The following is a 17,087-nucleotide window of genomic DNA, read 5'->3' on the forward strand; positions in this document are numbered from 1 at the left end:
CGGCCCGCTGATCGCGGACCCCGGGATCGACCCGGACGATGCCACTGTGGACATCCGCGTGGATGGCGCGTCGCTTGGCCGCGACCCTCGCCAGACAGAAGGCGTCCCCTGCCTGACCGCGTCACCCGAGCAGATTGATCAGGTACGTGACCGCGAGGAAGAGCAGGAACGCGACACCGAAGAGCGACAGCGCCAGCTGCGGTGCGCTGATTCGAAGCGATCCTCGATCGCTGTGGCGGCCCAGAAGCACCATCACCACGCCGATCAGGGGCACGGCGAGGATCGTCACCGACTGTGCGACGACGATGAGCTGGATGGGGATTCCGCCGAAGACCGCGGCGACCACCCCGCCGAGCACGATGACGAGCGAGATGCAGATCTTCACGGGCACGGAGGAGATGCCGCCCCTGTCGATCCGGAACACGCCCGCGAGCATCGTCCCCCCGATGGTCGAGTTGCCGACCAGGGATGAGAACGCCGCGCACCACAGCCCGATCGCGAAGAGGACCACGGCCCATGAGCCGATCGGCTCGAGGATCTGTGCGAGTGCCGCGGGGGACGACACCGAGATCCCCTGGGGGTTCAGCGTGGCAGCGGCGGCGACCATGATCACCGCCGAGAGGACGCCGAGGATGAGCGAGCCGACCACGGCGTCGCGGCGGGCGTCGCGGAAGTCCGCGGCGGTCCAGCCCTTCTCGCGCACGAGCTGGATCTGGTACATGGCTCCGACCACCGAGAACGTGGTGGCGGCGAGCCCCACGATCAGGGTGGTGGATCCTTCGGGCATGCGGGGCACCAGACCTGCGAGCATCGCCGCCGGATCCGGGCTGGTCACGACCGCGGTCGTGACCATCGCGACGAGTAGGACGATGATGATCACGATCATCAGCTTCTCGAGCACCGGATAGAACCGGGGCGTCCACACGAACACCAGCGCGATCACGGTGAAGACGATCGCGAAGATGCGAGGGTCACCGCCGAACAGCAGCTGGCCCGCGGCGCCTGTGCCCGCGGAGTTGCCGGCCTGGAACGAGGTCACGACGAGGAACGATCCGATTCCCACGACGACGGCGACGAGTCCGCTGAGCCGATGCGCGACTGTGCCGAGGATGCTCTTGTCGGTGGTCAGGCCGATGCGCACTCCGATGTTCACGAAGCAGAGCATCAGGACGGTGGCGATCACGGGAACCCAGAGCAGCTCGTAGCCGAAGGACGCTCCCATGGAACTCGCCGTGGCGATCGAACCGGGGCCGAAGACCAGCGCCGCCGTGATGAAGGCCGGACCGATCGATGAGAGGAATCTCCTCTTCGACGGTGCTGCTGCGCTGTGATCCAGAGTGGGCCGAGAGGTCATCGTCGCTCCTCGTTGGGGTGGGTTGGCCTAATTCAACACCGTGATGTGAAAATTCGCAATGTCGACCGGGTGCTTGTCTCCCTGGCAGGGACCCGCGGATGTGAATATCGTTACGGCTGGGGCAACGCGGAGGAGGGAAGAGCATTGAGCAGACCGCATCCTTCATCCATCGCCGCGCTGACGGTCGCGCAACTGCGGGACGCGGGGCCGGCGACCGTCAACGTCCTGGCTCGGACGCTCCATGTGTCTCGCACCTCGGTGGAGAACGTGCTCGGGACCCTGATCGATGCCGGAACCGTCACGCGCGCGCTGACCGGGCGCGCCGGCGTCGGCAGGCCGTCATGGTCGTACTCCTTCGATGCCGGATCCGGGTGCGTCGCCGGCGTCGACGTGGGCACCGCGAGCATCCGAGTGGTCGTCTCCGATCTGAGTGGCGAGGTGATCGCAGATCACTCCGGTCCCGGGGTGAGCGCGCAGCGCGGCGGGGAGTCGAAGCTCGCCGCGGTCGTGGACGAGGTGAGGGAGGCGCTGCGCGCCGCCGGCATCCCGATGGAGAAGCTGCGCGCTGCGGGACTTGCGCTGCCCGGCATCGTCAGCGAGAGCGGGATCGTGCTCAACTCGGTCGTCATCCCCGAGTGGTCGGGAGCCGATATCGGCGATCATCTGGCGCGCGGACTGGGTGCGGCCGTCGCGGTCGACAACGGCGTGCGCCTCGCCGCGGTCGCCGAGCACCATCTCGGTGCGGCTCAGCTCGTCGACGACGTGCTGTACGTGTCCGTGGGCAATCGGATCGCCATAGGGCTCATCCTCGCCGGGGAGGCGCGACGGGGCGTCCACGATGTGGCGGGAGACATCGGGCGCCTCGTACTTCCGGAGCTGCGCACCGATTCCGGCCAGATCTCCTGGACGAACGGACGCACGGCTGCCGAGGTCTTCTCGCGCGCCCGCGACGGCGACGCGGCGGCGCAGGACGAGCTCGGGACGTTCGTGAACCGGCTCGGGCGCGCGCTCGCGATCCTCGTCATGGCCGTCGACCCGGCGAGAGTGGTCGTCGGCGGCGGCCTGTCGCGGGCGCGCGAGGAATTCCTGTCTCCGTTGCGACATGCTGTCGCGCGGCACCTTCAGGTGGCCGCGGAGATTCTCGTCGTGCAGGCCCGACTCGGGGATGAGGCCGCCGTGCACGGTGCGCTCGTCTTCGCTTTCCGGCAGCGAGCGGCGCAGATCTACGGGATGGCGCCGATGAGTGTCCCACCGATCACCCCGCTGGGGGATGGGGCGCGCAACTGATCCGAGATGGACCCGCGGCAGCGCGCACCGCGCCGCGCGAGCCGTTCAGTACTTGTGGCGGGGCTTGCGGGACGGCCGCTCGTCCCGACCTCGCGTGTCGCCGTCGCGAGGAGCACGCCGGCTCGGCACTCCCCGATCCGGCTTGATCTCGATGAGCCGGCCAGAGATCCGGGTGTCGCGGAGCTTGTCGAGCACCGCCGGGTCGAGGTTCACCGGCAGCTCGACGATGGAGAAGTCCGGCTTGATCGCGATGGCCCCGAAGTCGTCCCGGCCGAGTCCTCCCTCGTTCGCGAGCGCGCCGACGATCTGGCGGGGCTCCACACGATGCCGTCGGCCCACCTCGATGCGGTAGGCGGCGTAGTCGCCGCGCCCGCGCCGATCGCGCGGGCTGCGGTCCGGCCGCTCCTGGCGCTCCCGCGGCGGCCGGTTGTCGCGCTCCACTGCCCTGGACAGCTCGTCGCGCTCCGGGTCCAGCAGCAGCGGGGTCTCGCCCTGGGCGACCACGGCGAGCGCCGCCGCGACGTCCGCTTCGGGCACGTCGTGGTTGCGGACGTAGTGGGCGATGATGTCGCGGAACGCCTCGATGCGCGAGCTCTCCTCGAGAGCGGCCGTGATGGCGTCGTCGAAACGCGCCAGGCGGGTGGAGTTCACGTCCTCGGTGGTCGGCAGCTGCATCTGCGCGGGCTGCTGCCTGGTCGCCTTCTCGATGTGTCGCAGCAGATAGCGCTCGCGAGGCGTGATGAAGCTGATCGCGTCTCCGCTGCGACCGGCACGGCCGGTGCGGCCGATGCGGTGCACGTACGACTCCGTGTCGGTGGGGATGTCGAAGTTCACGACGTGGCTGATGCGCTCGACGTCGAGACCGCGGGCGGCGACGTCCGTGGCGACGAGGATGTCGAGCTTGCCGTCCTTGAGCTGGTTCACGCTGCGCTCACGCTGCACCTGCGGCACGTCACCGTTGATGGCGGCGGCCGAGTAGCCGCGGGCGCGCAGCTTCTCGGCGAGCGTTTCGGTCTCGTTCTTCGTGCGGACGAACACGATCATGCCGTCGAAGTTCTCCACCTCGAGGATGCGGGTGAGGGCATCCACCTTCTGCGCGTAAGACACCACGAGATAGCGCTGGGTGATGTTCTGGTTCGTCGTGGTCTTCGCCGTGATGGCGATCTCCTCCGGCGCGTTCAGGTACTGCTGCGCGAGGCGTCGGATCGTCGAGGGCATCGTCGCGGAGAACAGCGCGACCTGCTTGTCGGCGGGTGTCTGGGCGAGGATCTGCTCGACGTCCTCGGCGAAGCCCATCTTGAGCATCTCGTCGGCCTCGTCGAGCACGAGGTACTTCAGTTCGGACAGATCCAGGGTGCCCTTGGCCTGGTGGTCCATGATGCGTCCGGGCGTGCCGACGACGATGTGCACGCCACGGCGCAGGGCCGACAGCTGTACGCCATAACCCTGCCCGCCGTACACGGGCAGCACGCGAACGTCCTTCATACGGGACGCGTACGACTCGAAAGCCTCGCAGACCTGCAGCGCCAGCTCGCGCGTGGGGGCCAGCACGAGCGCCTGCGGCGTCTTCTGCGAGAGATCGAGGTTCTCGAGCACGGGGAGCGCGAACGCCGCGGTCTTGCCCGTGCCGGTCTGCGCCGTGCCGAGCACGTCGCGGCCCTCGAGTAGCAGCGGGATGGTGGCGGCCTGGATGGGCGAAGGGGTCTCGTAGCCGAGATCCCGGATGGCCTTCAGGACGGGACCGGTGATGCCGAGGTCGGCGAAGCCCGGCTTCGCGGACTCCTCGGAGGGCGACACGGTGGTCTCGGAGGAGTCGGCGGGCACGGCAGCGGCGTTATCGTCAGCAGTCACCAGCCCACGATAGTACCTGCACCTGAGCAGGTGCAGTGCGCGCTCAGGCGCCCGAGGTGAGCGCGACGAGTCGCTCCTTGACCTGACGTCGCAGAACCTTGCCGATCAGGGACCGGGGGAGGTCGTCGACGACGAAGATCCGCCGCGGCACCTTGTACGGCGTGAGGATGCTGCGCGCGTAGTCGCGAATCGCCTCCACGTCCACCTCGGTGCCTCCGTCGACCACGATCGCGGCGACGACCTCTTCGCCGGAGTGGTCGCTGGGAAGACCGACGACGGCGGCGTCCAGTACGTCCGGATGCTGGCGCAGGGCGCCCTCGACCTCGGTCGGAGCCACGTTGAACCCGCCCGTGATGATGAGCTCTTTGATGCGGTCCACGATGCGCACGAAGCCCGCCTCGTCGATCGTGACGATGTCGCCGGTGCGGAACCATCCGTCGACGAACACCGCCTCGGTCTCCTCGGGTTTGCCGTAGTACCCGGAGAACACCTGCGGTCCGCGCACGATGAGCTCGCCGGCGGAGCCGGCGGGCACGTCGACGGCCGGATCCTCCGGATCGACGACGCGGCACTCCGTCCCCGGCAGCGGCAGCCCGACGGTGCCGGCGACGCGGTTGTCCGCCACCGGATTGGCCATCAGCACCGGCGAGCACTCGCTGAGTCCGTAGCCCTCGACGAGGAAGCCGCCCGAGGCCTCTTCGAACGGCACGACCAGTTCGTGCGCCAATGCCATCGCTCCGGAGATCGCGACGTCGGTTCCGCGAAGGGAGACGCCTTTCTCTTTCGCGGTCCGCAGCAGCCGCTCGGCGATCGGCGGGACCAGGGGCAGGAACGTCGCAGGATGCTTCTCGGTCGCTTCGAGCACCAGGTCGGGATCGAACTTGGGGAACAGCACGAGACGTGCGCCCATGGACATGGCGAAGGTGAGGCAGAGCGTGAGGCCGTAGGCGTGGAACATCGGCAGCACCGCATACACGACGCAGCCGTCTCCGCGTGTGATCGACGGCACCCATGCCTGAGCCTGCGCGGCGTTGGCGAGCAGGTTCCGGTGCGTGAGCGCGGCACCCTTCGGGGTGCCCGTCGTGCCGGAGGTGTACTGGATGATCGCGAGATCGTCGGTCTCCGGTCGAGGATGGGCCTCGGACAGGGGCGGGGATGCCACCAGTGCGTCCCAGCTGATCGCACCGCGCACGCGGGCCGTGAGCGCTTCCCGCGACTCCCGCGCCTTCGCGACGGGCAGCTTCAGCAGCATCCGCGTGACCAGTGGCATGGCCTTCGTGACGTCCACCGAGATCAGGCTGGACACGGCGAGATCCTCGGGGAACTCCTGCACGGTCTCGACGACCTTGCTCCACACGATGGCGTGCGTGGCGCCGTGGTCCTCGAACTGCTTGCGCAGCTCCCGCGGTGTGTAGAGCGGATTGTGCTCGACCACGACGGCGCCGAGGCGCAGCACGGCGTAGAACGCGATGATGTGCTGAGGGCAGTTGGGCAGCACGATCGCGACGGGGTCGCCGGCGCGCACTCCCAGCTCCCGCAGCCCTGCCGCCGCGCGCACGATGGCGTCCTGCATCTCCCGGTACGTCGTCTCCCGGCCGAAGAACTGCAGGGCGGGCGAGTCGGGGTAGTCCCGCACGGACGCCTCGACGATGTCGATCAGCGATCCGGTCACCGGAGCCAGGTCCTCGGGCACCCCCTCCGCGTAGCTGGCGGTCCAGGGGCGGGGAGGCACGAACGTCGTCACGGCCCCAGCATACGTGTCGTCGTGCGCGGCTCTCGTAGACTGGTGCGGTGTCTGAAATCACCCCTGATCTCGTGCGCCATCTCGGCGTGCTCGCGCGCATCCAGCTCTCCGACGAAGAGGTGACCCAGCTGACCGGTCAGCTCGACGCCATCGTCGACAACATCGCGAAGGTGTCGGAGGTGGCGACGCCGGACGTCCCCGCCACCAGCCACCCGATCGCGATGAGCAACGTCTTCCGGCCCGACGAGGTCGGAGAGACCCTCTCGGTCGAGCAGACCCTGCAGAACGCGCCCGACACCGCCGACGGCCGTTTCCGTGTGACGGCGATCCTGGGAGAAGAGCAGTGAGCGACATCATCCGCCTGACCGCCGCGGAACTGGGCGAGAAGCTCGCCGCCGGTGAGATCTCGAGCGTCGAGGCGACGCAGGCCCATCTCGATCGGATCGCCGCCGTGGACGGCGATGTGCACGCCTTCCTGCACGTCAGCGAGCATGCGCTCACCGCGGCCGGCGCCATCGACTCCCGCCGCGCCGCCGGCGAGCGGCTGGGCCCCATCGCCGGCGTGCCGCTGGCGGTCAAGGACGTGCTCGTCACCACCGATCAGCCCTCCACGAGCGGCTCGAAGATCCTCGAGGGCTACATGTCGCCGTTCGACGCGACCGTCGTCGCCCGTTCTCGCGCGGCCGGGCTGATCCCGCTCGGCAAGACGAACATGGACGAGTTCGCGATGGGGTCCTCCACCGAGCACTCCGCATACGGGCCCACCCGCAACCCCTGGGACCTCGACCGGATTCCCGGCGGCTCGGGAGGCGGCTCGGCGGCCGCGGTGGCCGCGTTCGAGGCACCGCTCGCGCTCGGTTCGGACACCGGCGGATCGATCCGTCAGCCCGCGCACGTCACTGGCACCGTCGGCATCAAGCCCACCTACGGCGGCGTCAGCCGCTACGGCGCGATCGCACTGGCCTCCAGCCTCGACCAGGTCGGCCCGGTGACCCGCACCGTCCTCGACGCCGGTCTGCTGCACGATGTGATCGGCGGGCACGACCCGAAGGACTCCACGTCGCTCGAGCAGGACTGGCCGTCGTTCGCGGCCGCCGCCCGCGAGGGTGCGTCTGGCCAGGTCCTCAAGGGCCTCAGGGTCGGCGTCATCAGGGAGCTTCCCGACTCCGGTTTCCAGGCCGGGGTCGCCGCGTCGTTCCGCGAATCCCTCGCCCTCATGCAGGCGCAGGGCGCCGAGATCGTCGAGATCTCCGCACCGCACTTCGAGTACGGCGTCGCGGCGTACTACCTCATCCTCCCGGCCGAGGCATCCAGCAACCTCGCCAAGTTCGACTCCGTGCGCTTCGGCATGCGCGTCACGCCCGACGGCGGCGCGACGGTCGAGGACGTCATGGCGGCGACGCGCGAGGCCGGCTTCGGACCTGAGGTGAAGCGCCGCATCATCCTCGGCACCTACGCCCTGTCGGCGGGCTACTACGACGCGTACTACGGCAGCGCCCAGAAGGTGCGCACCCTCATCCAGCGCGACTTCGACGCCGCGTTCGCGCAGGTCGACGTGATCGCGACGCCGTCCGCGCCCACCACGGCGTTCCGCATCGGCGAGAAGATCGACGACCCGCTGCAGATGTACCTCAACGATCTGACGACGATTCCGGCGAACCTCGCGGGCGTGCCCGGCATCTCCGTCCCGTCCGGCCTCGCCGTCGAGGACGGCCTGCCCGTCGGCATCCAGTTCCTCGCTCCCGCGCGCGAGGACGCGCGGCTGTACCGCGTCGGCGCCGCCCTCGAGGCCGCGCTGGTGGATGCCTGGGGCGGCCCGATCCTCGACAAGGCACAGATTCTCGGAGGAACCCGCTGATGGCCACCGCCAAGCTCATGGACTACGACAAGGCGCTCGAGCTGTTCGAGCCGGTGCTCGGCTTCGAGGTGCACGTCGAGCTCAACACCCGCACCAAGATGTTCTCCGACGCCCCGAACCCGGCCAACGACGAGTTCCACGGCGCCGACCCGAACACGCTCATCGCGCCGGTGGATCTGGGGCTTCCCGGCTCGCTGCCGGTGGTCAACGCCACGGCCGTGCGCTCCTCGATCAGCCTCGGTCTGGCGCTCGGATGCTCGATCGCCGAATCGAGCCGCTTCGCGCGGAAGAACTACTTCTACCCGGACCTGGGCAAGAACTACCAGATCTCGCAGTACGACGAGCCGATCGCCTTCGAAGGCTCGGTCGAGGTCGAGCTGGAGGACGGCACCCTGGTGACCATCCCCGTCGAGCGCGCGCACATGGAGGAGGACGCCGGCAAGCTCACCCATATGGGCGGCGCGACCGGACGAATCCAGGGCGCGGAGTACTCGCTCGTCGACTACAACCGCGCCGGCGTGCCGCTGGTGGAGATCGTGACCAAGCCGATCTTCGGCGCCGAGCACCGCGCTCCCGAGTACGCGAAGGCCTATATCGCCGCGATCCGCGACATCGTGCGCGGCCTCGGCATCTCCGAGGCCCGTCTCGAGCGGGGGAACCTGCGCTGCGACGCGAACGTGTCCCTGCGCCCTCGCGGCCAGGAGAAGCTCGGCACGCGCACCGAGACGAAGAACGTCAACTCGATGCGCTCGGTCGAGCGCGCCGTGCGGTACGAGATCCAGCGTCAGGCGCAGATCCTCGCCGACGGCGGCACGATCATCCAGGAGACCCGTCACTGGCATGAGGACACCGGCACCACCTCGCCGGGACGCCCGAAGTCGGACGCCGACGACTACCGCTACTTCCCGGAGCCTGACCTGCTGCCCGTGGAGCCGTCGCGCGAACTCGTGGAGGAGCTGCGTGCGGCCCTGCCGGAGCAGCCCGTCGCGCGTCGTCGCCGACTCAAGGCCGACTGGGGCTTCACCGACCTGGAGTTCCAGGACGTGCGAAACGGCGGTCTGATCGACGAGGTCGAGGCGACCATCGCCGCCGGCGCGTCGCCCGCCGCCGCGCGCAAGTGGTGGACGGGCGAGATCACCCGCGTCGCCAACGCGCAGGAGCGTGAGGCGTCGTCGCTCGTGTCGCCGGCGGATGTCGCGGCCCTGCAGGGTCTGATCGACGCCGGGACCCTCACCGACAAGCTCGCCCGGCAGGTCCTCGAGGGCGTCATCGCCGACGAGGGCACCCCGCAGGAGGTCGTGGACGCTCGCGGGCTTGCCGTGGTCTCGGACGACGGCGCACTGATCGCCGCGATCGACGAGGCGCTGGCCGCGCAGCCGGACGTGCTGGCCAAGATCAAGGACGGAAAGGTGCAGGCCGCTGGTGCGGTCATCGGCGCCGTGATGAAGGCGATGAGGGGCCAGGCGGATGCCGCCCGCGTCCGCGAGCTCATCCTGGAGCGCGCCGCGCAGTGACCCGTGCGGTGCCACCGACACGATGTCGGTGGCACCGACGAGGATGGACCCATGGGACGCGGTGACGGATCGGGACGCATCGTCTCGCCCGAAGGAGCCGATGACAGCGGCACCGGGATCCTGCACGTCGACATGGACGCCTTCTACGCCTCCGTGGAAGTGCTCCACGATCCGTCGCTGCGTGGTCTTCCGCTGATCATCGGGGCGCCGGACGGGCGTTCTGTGGTCTCCAGCGCCTCGTACGAGGCGCGCCGCTTCGGCGTCCGCAGCGCCATGCCGGTGTCCCAGGCTCTGCGCCTGTGCCCGCAGGCCCGCGTCGTCCCACCGGACTTCACCCGCTACCGGGCGGTGTCCTCCTCGGTGATGGAGATCTTCCACAGCATCACCCCCCTGGTCGAGCCGCTCTCGATCGACGAGGCGTTCCTCGATGTGCGCGGGGTGCGCCGACTGTGGGGCGCGCCCGGCGAGATCGCGGCGCTGCTGCGCCGGAGGGTGGAAGCGGAAGTGGGAATCACCTGCAGTGTGGGCGTCGCGGCCACCAAGCACGTCGCGAAGATGGCATCGACCATCTCCAAGCCCGACGGCATGCTCATCATCCCCGCGTCGCGCACGCAGGAGTTCCTCGACCCACGGCCGGTCGGCGCCATGTGGGGCGTCGGCCCCAAGGCCGTCGAGGCACTCGAACGGCGCGGCATCCGCCTGATCAGGGACGTGCGCGATTCCCCGATCGACGCGCTCGCGCGGGCGGTCGGCCCCGCGCTGGCCCAGCGCATGCAGCAGCTGGCCAGGGGAGAGGATGCGCGGTCCGTGGAGACCGAGCGGGCCGAGAAGAGCATCGGTCACGAAGAGACCTTCGAGCGCGACATCATCGATGCCGATCTGCTGCGCTCAGAGTTGCTGCGCCTGGCGGATCGCGTGGGCGGTCGGCTGCGCAGCTCGGGCTGGCAGGCCGGCGCGGTCGCGATCAAGATCCGCTTCGCGGACTTCACCACTCTCAGCCGCAGCACATCGCTTTCCGAGCCGACCGAGGTGGGGCAGCGTCTCGGCGACACCGCCGTGGCGCTGTTCGACCAGATCGGGCGGCGCGATCCGGTGCGGCTGGTGGGCGTTCGTGCCGAGCGGCTGAGAGAGGCCGGCACCGGAGCCATGGCCCTGTGGGACGACGACGAGGAGCAGCGCCGGCTCGAGGACGCGCTTGACGATGCGCGAGCGAGGTTCGGGGTGGGAACGATCACCCGTGCCCGTCATGTCGGGCGGACGGGGGAGCGCGGCGGCAGCGACGGCCCGCGTCCGTTCGGCAGGGAATGAGCCCTCCGATAGCGTGGGAGGATGCCCGTTCCCGACCCGCTCGACGCGCAACTCACCACGGCCACCGAGCGGATCCGCCGGGCGGTGCTGGAGGTCTCCGCGTCGAACCCCGTGGTCGTCATCGACGGTCGCAGCGGCGCGGGCAAGAGCAGTCTGGCGGCGCGCCTGGTGCGCGCCTGGCCACTGCGCACTCCCGTGCAGCTGCTTGCCCTCGACTCCGTCTATCCCGGGTGGAACGGACTGACCCAGGGTGCGCGGATCGCGCGCGAGGACGTTCTCGTGCCGCACGGGCGCGGCCGCATCGGCACGTGGCGCCGATGGGACTGGGAGCGCTCCGCCGAGGCGGAGTCGCACGCCGTCGACCCGGCGCGAGGACTCATCGTCGAGGGGTGCGGGGCGCTCACGCCGGCGTCGGCGCGCTTGGCGGACGTGACGGTCTGGGTCGACGGACCCCTCGAGTCGCGTCGTCGACGAGCCATCGCGCGCGACGGCGACGGGTTCCGCGATCACTGGGACATGTGGGCCCTGCAGGAGGAGGACCACATGGCGCGGCACCGGCCGGCAGAGCTTGCGAGCCTGACCGTGCTCACCCCCTGAGCAGGGTCGGCGCTCAGCCGCGCTCGTGCTCGTCGGCGAGCTGGACGAGCACTTCCAGCCGGTAGCCGAGCCAGTCGTACGCGCCGAATCGCACATCCTCGGGATCGTGCGCGTCCTGCTGCTCGATGCCCAGGCGCGCCGCGAGCACCAGCCGGATGGCGGACAGCGTGCGCATCCAGGCGTCGACTCGCTCGTCGGCGAGCTTCACCGCATACTCGTCGAGTGAGCCGCGTCCGTTCGCCGGCGCCGTCTGCAGGAACGCCTCCAGGTCCGTACGCACCTCCAGTGCGGCGGCGACGCGTCTCTCGGTCAGCTCGTCGCGGGTCGAGCGCAGGAACTGCTCGGCATCGTCCGGGGAGTCCGGATACGGGTTCGGATTCAGGCGCTGCACGCCGGCATCCTGCGCATCGCGGGGACTGTCGAGCAGGGCGACGAACTCGTCGATGAGCGCCACGAGGTGCTGCGCCTCGATGATCGCCAAGCGCATGGTCATCGGCTCGGAGGTCACGGTGTCGCCGCCCGTACGGTCGCCCACAGGCCGTAGTCGTGCATCGCCTGCGCGTGCACTTCCATGGTCTCGCGAGGACCTGTGGCCACGATGGCATGGCCGTCGTTGTGCACCGCCAGCATGAGACGCGTCGCCTGATGATCGGAGTAGCCGAAGTAGGTGCGGAAGACGCGCGTCACGTAGCTCATCAGGTTGACGGGGTCGTCCCAGACGACCAGTTCCCAGGGCCGCAGGGGTGCGGCCACGAGCACGTCCTCGATGAGGGGAAGGGATGCCGGCGTGCTCATGCCCACCCCAGCTCGTGCAGCTGCTCGTCGTCGATGCCGTAGAAGTGCGCGATCTCGTGCACCAGCGTCGTGTGCACTTCCCTGCGGAGTGCGGCCTCGTCGCTGCAGGCGCTCAGGTGGGATCGGCGGTAGACGATGATCCGGTCGGGGAGCTCGCCCATCCCATACTGCCCCCGCTCGGTGAGCGAGAACCCCTCGTACAGACCGAACAGGTCGCTGCCGTCCTCGGGTTCGTCCTCGACCACGAAGACGACGTTGTCCAGGCCGTCGACCATCTCATCAGCCAGCTTGTCGAGCTCTTCTATGACGAGCGCCTCGAACGCCTCGGCGTCCATCTCCATCCCGGTGAGGAGGAGGACCTGCATGTACACCCGCCGGCCGTGCGCCTCCAGTCCGAGACGGTGTTCGGCGGCCAGCAGGTCACGATGCAGCTCATCGTCGGGGGAGGGGCGCTCCACGAAGCCGAGGGATGCGTAGAAGGGTGCGTTCCAGGGCACGTCGGCGAACGTGCGCAGCCCCATGGTCTCCGCGTCGCGCTCGGCGGCCTCGTCGAGCGCGGCCTCGACGAGTATCGTGCCGTGCCCGCGACGTCCGTGCGCGGGGAGCACCGAGAGCTGCTCGAGGTGCGCGTGCGTCCCGCGCAGCAGGACGTGCACGAAGCCGACGGCCGCGCCGTCGGGGGTCTCCGCGGCGACCAGCACGAACCCCGACTCGGCGGCGCGAGCCCGCCCGGACGGCGCTTCCGCCCAGCTTCGCGCGCCGAACACCGGCTCGAAGAGGGTGTCCGCTTCCGTCTCGATCGCCGCGAGGGCATCGAGATCGGTGTCAGAGGCGGGGCGGACGAACGTGGCCATGGTTCGATGCTATCCGCGCGCGGGGAGGCGGAGGACGACCGAAGGCCCCGGCATCTTGCGAAGCCGGGGCCTTCTCCAGGGTGAGTAACGGGGCTTGAACCCGCGACCCCCGCGACCACAACGCGGTGCTCTACCAGCTGAGCTATACCCACCATGCGCCCGCCGCAGCAGGCAACTCTACGAGTGTATTACATGTTCGAGGTGAACTCCGACACGGTGCGGGCGGAGATCTCGCGCGCCTCGTCCGACGTGGGGCCGGGCTGGGCGATGAACACCGCATCCCGGTAGTACTGCAGCTCACGGATCGACTCGAGGATGTCGGCCAGCGCCCGGTGCCCGCCGTGCTTCTCGGGAGCCTGGAAGAAGACCCGCGGGTACCAGCGGCGCGAGAGCTCCTTGACGCTGGAGACGTCGACGTTGCGGTAGTGCAGGTACTGGTCGATGCGCGGCATGTACTTCGCCAGGAAGGAGCGATCGGTGCCGATGGTGTTGCCCGCAAGAGGCGCCTTGCGCTCGAGCGGGACGAATCGCCGGATGTACTCCAGTGTGCGCTCCTCGGCTTCTGCCAGGGTGACGCCCCCGGGGATCTCGTCGATCAGTCCCGAGGTGCGGTGCATGTCGGTGACGAAGTCGTTCATGTTGGCGAGTGCGGACTCGCTCGGCATGATGACGATCTGGAACCCCGGGTCGAGAGGACGCAGTTCGAAGTCGGTGACCACGACCGCGATCTCGACGAGTTCGTCGACGGCGAGGTCGAGACCGGTCATCTCGCAGTCGATCCAGACGAGCCGATCGTTCTCAGACGCAGAAACCATGCTTCGATCCTATCGACGGCCGCCGACACGGTAATCTGGAGCCATTCCGCCTCCTTAGCTCAGAGGAAGAGCATCGGCTTTCTAATCCGTTGGTCGCAGGTTCGAATCCTGCAGGGGGCACATTCCGTCAGCGCCTGGCGCCGTGTTCAGTGACGAAGCGCCGCTACCGCGTCGTCGGCGTCCCAGAACTCGCCCACGAGGCGGAACGCCCCCGAGGTCAGGTGCAGACGCTCAGCCCGGTAGCGGATGCCGAGAGGGTCGGCCACGACGCGGAGGTGACCACGGATGCCGCCACCCATGTCGAGCACACGCCAGAGGTGATCGCCCGCCCGCTCGAGGCGCTCGGCGTGGCTGTGCAGTCGGGGCGTCTCCCAGAGGATCGAGGGGAGGGTGTCGGAGTACACGTTCATGGACTGGCTCCTTTCCTCATTCGAACATAAAGACGGCCACCGACATCGGGTCCCGTAGAATCGTGGGCATGCCCGTGCCCTCGCCGTACGCCGCCCGACTCGGCGCGATTCCCGTCGAACGCCGCGAGGCCGAGGTGCTGGGTTCGACCGCCGCGTACTGGGTGTACGGCCCCGACCGCTCCGATGCGCCGACGATCATCGCGGTGCACGGCTTCCGCGGCGAGCATCACGGTCTCGAGCCCGTCGTGGCCTACCTTCCGGGCATCCGCGTCATCTCCCCCGACCTTCCCGGTTTCGGGGACACCGCCCCGGTTCCGGGGCGGTCGCACGATCTCTCGCTCTACGCGGGATGGTTGGGCGAGTTCGCGCGCACGGTGGCGCCGGGCGCGGTGGTGCTGGGCCACTCGTTCGGATCGATCGTCGCCTCGGCCGCCGTCGCCGGCGGCCTGAGCACCCCTCGGCTGATCCTGGTCAACCCCATCGGTGCGCCTGCCCTCGAGGGGCCGAAGGGAATCCTCACGCGGCTCGCCGTGCTCTACTACTCGCTCGGCGCCCGGCTGCCCGAGCGTCTCGGCACCGCTCTGCTGCGGCATCCCGTGATCGTGCGTGTCATGAGCATGGCCATGGCCAAGACGAAGGACCGAGCGCTGCGCCGGTTCATCCACGATCAGCACGACGCGTACTTCTCGCGCTTCGCCGATCGCGACGTGCTTCACGACGCGTTCGTGACGAGCGTCTCGCACGACGTTCGCGCGTTCGCGGGCGTCATCGACGTGCCGACGCTGCTCATCGCCGCCCAGCGCGATGACATCACGCCCATCGAGGCCGAGCGCCGGCTGGCGACGATGTTCCCCGATGCGGAGCTCGTGGAGATCGCCGAGGTCGGGCACCTCATCCACTACGAGACGCCCGCCGAGGCGGCCGCGGCGATAAGGCGCTTCCTCAGGACTCCCGTCGAGCGAGGCCGATGAGACCGGCGACCCGGAACGGGATGACCTCGCCCATCGCGAGGGACGTCTCGGTACGCTCCACGCCGTCGATCGACAGGATGCGTGCGTCGGTGTCGAAGAGATGACGCGCGTCCCGGCACGCGACGCGGGCGAGGATGTCGATCGATCCGCTCAGCCCGTGCGCCTGCACCACCTCCGGGACGCGTGCGAGCTCGGCGATGATGCGCGGAAGCTCGGTCTGGCGCACACCGATGTTGACGAAGGCCTGCAGGGGAAAGCCGAGGACCTCGGTCGAGAACGACCGCTCATAGGACTCGAACACCCCGGTCTGCTCCAGCCGCGCCATGCGCGCCTGGATGGTGTTGCGCGACAGACGCAGTCGCTCGGCCAGGGCGACGACGGTCATCCGCGGATCCTCGGAGAGGGCGGTGAGCAGTTCGAGATCGACGCGGTCAAGTGCGGGCATAGTGCCACACGATAGCAGGGCGCGTGGTCCGCAGACTTCGCAACATGCTCAGCCAGCCAGGAGATGCTTGAGCGAGGTGTCAGGTCGACGTACGCTCGGACGTACCGACGGAGCCGTCGGGTAAAGCCGTGCACGCTCCACGAGGGCCGCCACGTCAGGAGGACGCCGATGTCACCGCAGAACACGCCGATCGTCGATACCGAGCACGATCTCGAGCTCACCGAGCGCATCATCTCGCCCGACGGCAGCCGCGTGCCGAATCCTCAGCTCGACCGCTACATCGAGGATGTCGACTTCCAGACGCTGCGCGACCTGCATCGCGACATGGTCGTGCTGCGCCGCATCGACGCCGAGGGCGTCGCGCTCCAGCGGCAGGGCCAGCTGGGCCTGTGGGCGCCGTGCAACGGACAGGAGGCCGCGCAGATCGGTACCGGCCGCGCGCTGGGAGCGGACGATTTCGTCTTCCCGAGCTACCGCGAGACGGGCGTGATGTACGCGCGCGGAGCGCACCCGGGGGACTACGTCCGCATGTGGCGCGGTGAGGAGGGCGCCGCTTACGATCCCGCCGTGCTGAACATCGCGCCCCTGCAGATCATCATCGGTGCGCAGTCCCTGCACGCGGTCGGCTACGCCATGGGCATCCAGCGCGACGGCACCGACGAGGTCGCCGTGACCTACTTCGGCGACGGAGCCACCAGCCAGGGTGATGTGAACGAGGCGATGATCTTCGCCGCCTCGTACCGCGCCCCGGTGGTCTTCGTCTGCCAGAACAACCACTGGGCGATCTCGGAGCCGGTGGGCCTGCAGTCGCAGTACCCGCTCGCCGGGCGCGCGCCCGGCTTCGGCATCCCGAGTCTGCGTGTCGACGGCAATGACGTGCTGGCCTGCGTCGCCGCGATGCGCTGGGCGCTCGACCACGCTCGCTCAGGAAAGGGCCCGGCCTACCTCGAGGCGGTGACCTACCGCATGGGCCCGCACACGACCGCGGACGACCCGAAGCGCTACCGCGACGAGGCCGAGCTCGAGCAGTGGCGCCGCCGCGACCCGATCGCTCGTCTGGAGGCGCACCTGCGCGCGGCCGGAGAGCTCTCGCAGGATCACCTCGATGCGGTTCAGGCGCAGGCGGACGACATGGCCCGTGAGATGCGCGCCGCGTGCCTGAACATGGTCACACGTCCGGCGATGGCCGTCTTCGACGGCGTGTACGCCGAGCCGCACGCGGGGATCGAGCGTCAGCGCGACGATTACGCGGCGTACCTCGCGACCTTCGAGGAGGCGTGACGT

General features: G+C 69.2%; 17 protein-coding genes, 2 tRNA genes and 1 pseudogene. 9 read left to right on the top strand and 11 right to left on the bottom strand.

Annotated elements, in window-relative coordinates; translation table 11 throughout:
* Nucleotides 1-121: 121 nt before the first annotated feature.
* The gene (locus ACFWHT_RS07060) at nucleotides 122-1,354 is read right to left on the bottom strand and encodes an Nramp family divalent metal transporter (protein WP_378826775.1); all 1,233 of its coding nucleotides are present in this window, start codon (nucleotides 1,352-1,354) and stop codon (nucleotides 122-124) included.
* Nucleotides 1,355-1,498: 144 nt separating this feature from the next.
* Between ACFWHT_RS07060 and ACFWHT_RS07065 the strand changes: the two genes are divergently transcribed.
* Complete coding sequence (locus tag ACFWHT_RS07065; RefSeq protein ID WP_378826777.1) at nucleotides 1,499-2,641, top strand: ROK family protein; 1,143 nt, start codon at nucleotides 1,499-1,501, stop codon at nucleotides 2,639-2,641.
* 45 nt (nucleotides 2,642-2,686) lie between these two features.
* On the opposite strand, the gene ACFWHT_RS07070 is transcribed toward ACFWHT_RS07065, so the two are convergent.
* Both ACFWHT_RS07070 and ACFWHT_RS07075 read right to left on the bottom strand, forming a co-directional pair.
* The gene (locus tag ACFWHT_RS07070) at nucleotides 2,687-4,465 is read right to left on the bottom strand and encodes a DEAD/DEAH box helicase (RefSeq protein WP_378827932.1); all 1,779 of its coding nucleotides are present in this window, start codon (nucleotides 4,463-4,465) and stop codon (nucleotides 2,687-2,689) included.
* Nucleotides 4,466-4,535: 70 nt separating this feature from the next.
* The gene (locus tag ACFWHT_RS07075; protein WP_378826779.1) at nucleotides 4,536-6,236 is read right to left on the bottom strand and encodes a long-chain-fatty-acid--CoA ligase; all 1,701 of its coding nucleotides are present in this window, start codon (nucleotides 6,234-6,236) and stop codon (nucleotides 4,536-4,538) included.
* A 47-nt stretch (nucleotides 6,237-6,283) separates the two neighbouring features.
* Here ACFWHT_RS07075 and gatC point away from each other — a divergent pair, with 47 nt between their 5' ends.
* From gatC to ACFWHT_RS07100, 5 genes are read left to right on the top strand one after another with little or no spacing between them, the layout of a single operon-like run.
* Nucleotides 6,284-6,583 carry an Asp-tRNA(Asn)/Glu-tRNA(Gln) amidotransferase subunit GatC gene (gene gatC / locus ACFWHT_RS07080; protein WP_378826781.1) on the top strand — a complete coding sequence of 100 codons (300 nt, stop codon included), beginning with the start codon at nucleotides 6,284-6,286 and terminating at the stop codon, nucleotides 6,581-6,583.
* Nucleotides 6,580-8,094, top strand: a complete 1,515-nt coding sequence (gene gatA, locus ACFWHT_RS07085; RefSeq protein ID WP_378826784.1) for an Asp-tRNA(Asn)/Glu-tRNA(Gln) amidotransferase subunit GatA — start codon at nucleotides 6,580-6,582, stop codon at nucleotides 8,092-8,094. The genes gatC and gatA overlap by 4 nt, the downstream gene beginning before the upstream one ends.
* Nucleotides 8,094-9,608: an Asp-tRNA(Asn)/Glu-tRNA(Gln) amidotransferase subunit GatB gene (gene gatB / locus ACFWHT_RS07090; protein ID WP_378826786.1), complete on the top strand. Its 1,515-nt coding sequence runs from the start codon at nucleotides 8,094-8,096 to the stop codon at nucleotides 9,606-9,608. The genes gatA and gatB overlap by 1 nt, the downstream gene beginning before the upstream one ends.
* Before the next feature lie 51 nt (nucleotides 9,609-9,659).
* Nucleotides 9,660-10,916 carry a DNA polymerase IV gene (gene dinB / locus ACFWHT_RS07095; protein ID WP_378826788.1) on the top strand — a complete coding sequence of 419 codons (1,257 nt, stop codon included), beginning with the start codon at nucleotides 9,660-9,662 and terminating at the stop codon, nucleotides 10,914-10,916.
* Nucleotides 10,917-10,937: 21 nt separating this feature from the next.
* Entirely contained in the window at nucleotides 10,938-11,513 is a 576-nt protein-coding gene (locus tag ACFWHT_RS07100) for a hypothetical protein (protein WP_378826789.1), read from the top strand.
* 13 nt (nucleotides 11,514-11,526) lie between these two features.
* On the opposite strand, the gene ACFWHT_RS07105 is transcribed toward ACFWHT_RS07100, so the two are convergent.
* The 6 genes and pseudogenes from ACFWHT_RS07105 to orn form a co-directional block, all read right to left on the bottom strand.
* Nucleotides 11,527-12,048: a DUF2017 family protein gene (locus ACFWHT_RS07105; RefSeq protein WP_378826791.1), complete on the bottom strand. Its 522-nt coding sequence runs from the start codon at nucleotides 12,046-12,048 to the stop codon at nucleotides 11,527-11,529.
* Nucleotides 12,018-12,308, bottom strand: a complete 291-nt coding sequence (gene clpS / locus ACFWHT_RS07110; RefSeq protein ID WP_378826793.1) for an ATP-dependent Clp protease adapter ClpS — start codon at nucleotides 12,306-12,308, stop codon at nucleotides 12,018-12,020. The genes ACFWHT_RS07105 and clpS overlap by 31 nt, the downstream gene beginning before the upstream one ends.
* Nucleotides 12,305-12,649, bottom strand: coding sequence for a metallopeptidase family protein (locus tag ACFWHT_RS07115; RefSeq protein ID WP_378827934.1), 345 nt, complete (start codon nucleotides 12,647-12,649; stop codon nucleotides 12,305-12,307). The genes clpS and ACFWHT_RS07115 overlap by 4 nt, the downstream gene beginning before the upstream one ends.
* A gap of 120 nt (nucleotides 12,650-12,769) precedes the next feature.
* Nucleotides 12,770-13,162 (bottom strand): annotated as a pseudogene (locus ACFWHT_RS07120) (GNAT family N-acetyltransferase); the annotation flags it as partial.
* 79 nt (nucleotides 13,163-13,241) lie between these two features.
* Nucleotides 13,242-13,314, bottom strand: a tRNA-His gene (locus tag ACFWHT_RS07125).
* A 36-nt stretch (nucleotides 13,315-13,350) separates the two neighbouring features.
* Nucleotides 13,351-13,977 (bottom strand): oligoribonuclease, encoded by a 627-nt coding sequence (orn, locus tag ACFWHT_RS07130; protein ID WP_378826795.1) that lies wholly within the window; start codon nucleotides 13,975-13,977, stop codon nucleotides 13,351-13,353.
* A 48-nt stretch (nucleotides 13,978-14,025) separates the two neighbouring features.
* Between orn and ACFWHT_RS07135 the strand changes: the two genes are divergently transcribed.
* Nucleotides 14,026-14,097: transfer RNA gene (locus ACFWHT_RS07135), tRNA-Arg, on the top strand.
* 26 nt (nucleotides 14,098-14,123) lie between these two features.
* Here the strand turns inward: ACFWHT_RS07135 and ACFWHT_RS07140 are convergent.
* Nucleotides 14,124-14,387, bottom strand: coding sequence for a hypothetical protein (locus tag ACFWHT_RS07140; protein ID WP_378826797.1), 264 nt, complete (start codon nucleotides 14,385-14,387; stop codon nucleotides 14,124-14,126).
* A gap of 68 nt (nucleotides 14,388-14,455) precedes the next feature.
* Here ACFWHT_RS07140 and ACFWHT_RS07145 point away from each other — a divergent pair, with 68 nt between their 5' ends.
* Complete coding sequence (locus tag ACFWHT_RS07145; protein ID WP_378826799.1) at nucleotides 14,456-15,358, top strand: alpha/beta fold hydrolase; 903 nt, start codon at nucleotides 14,456-14,458, stop codon at nucleotides 15,356-15,358.
* Here the strand turns inward: ACFWHT_RS07145 and ACFWHT_RS07150 are convergent.
* Entirely contained in the window at nucleotides 15,330-15,803 is a 474-nt protein-coding gene (locus ACFWHT_RS07150) for an Lrp/AsnC family transcriptional regulator (protein ID WP_378826801.1), read from the bottom strand. The two genes, ACFWHT_RS07145 and ACFWHT_RS07150, sit on opposite strands and share 29 nt — an antisense overlap.
* A gap of 168 nt (nucleotides 15,804-15,971) precedes the next feature.
* Here ACFWHT_RS07150 and pdhA point away from each other — a divergent pair, with 168 nt between their 5' ends.
* On the top strand, nucleotides 15,972-17,084 hold the full coding sequence (gene pdhA / locus ACFWHT_RS07155; protein WP_378826803.1) for a pyruvate dehydrogenase (acetyl-transferring) E1 component subunit alpha: 1,113 nt from the start codon (nucleotides 15,972-15,974) through the stop codon (nucleotides 17,082-17,084).
* Nucleotides 17,085-17,087 lie beyond the last annotated feature (3 nt).

The organism is Microbacterium sp. NPDC058342 (genome assembly GCF_042723935.1).
Taxonomy (GTDB): Bacteria; Actinomycetota; Actinomycetes; order Actinomycetales; family Microbacteriaceae; genus Microbacterium.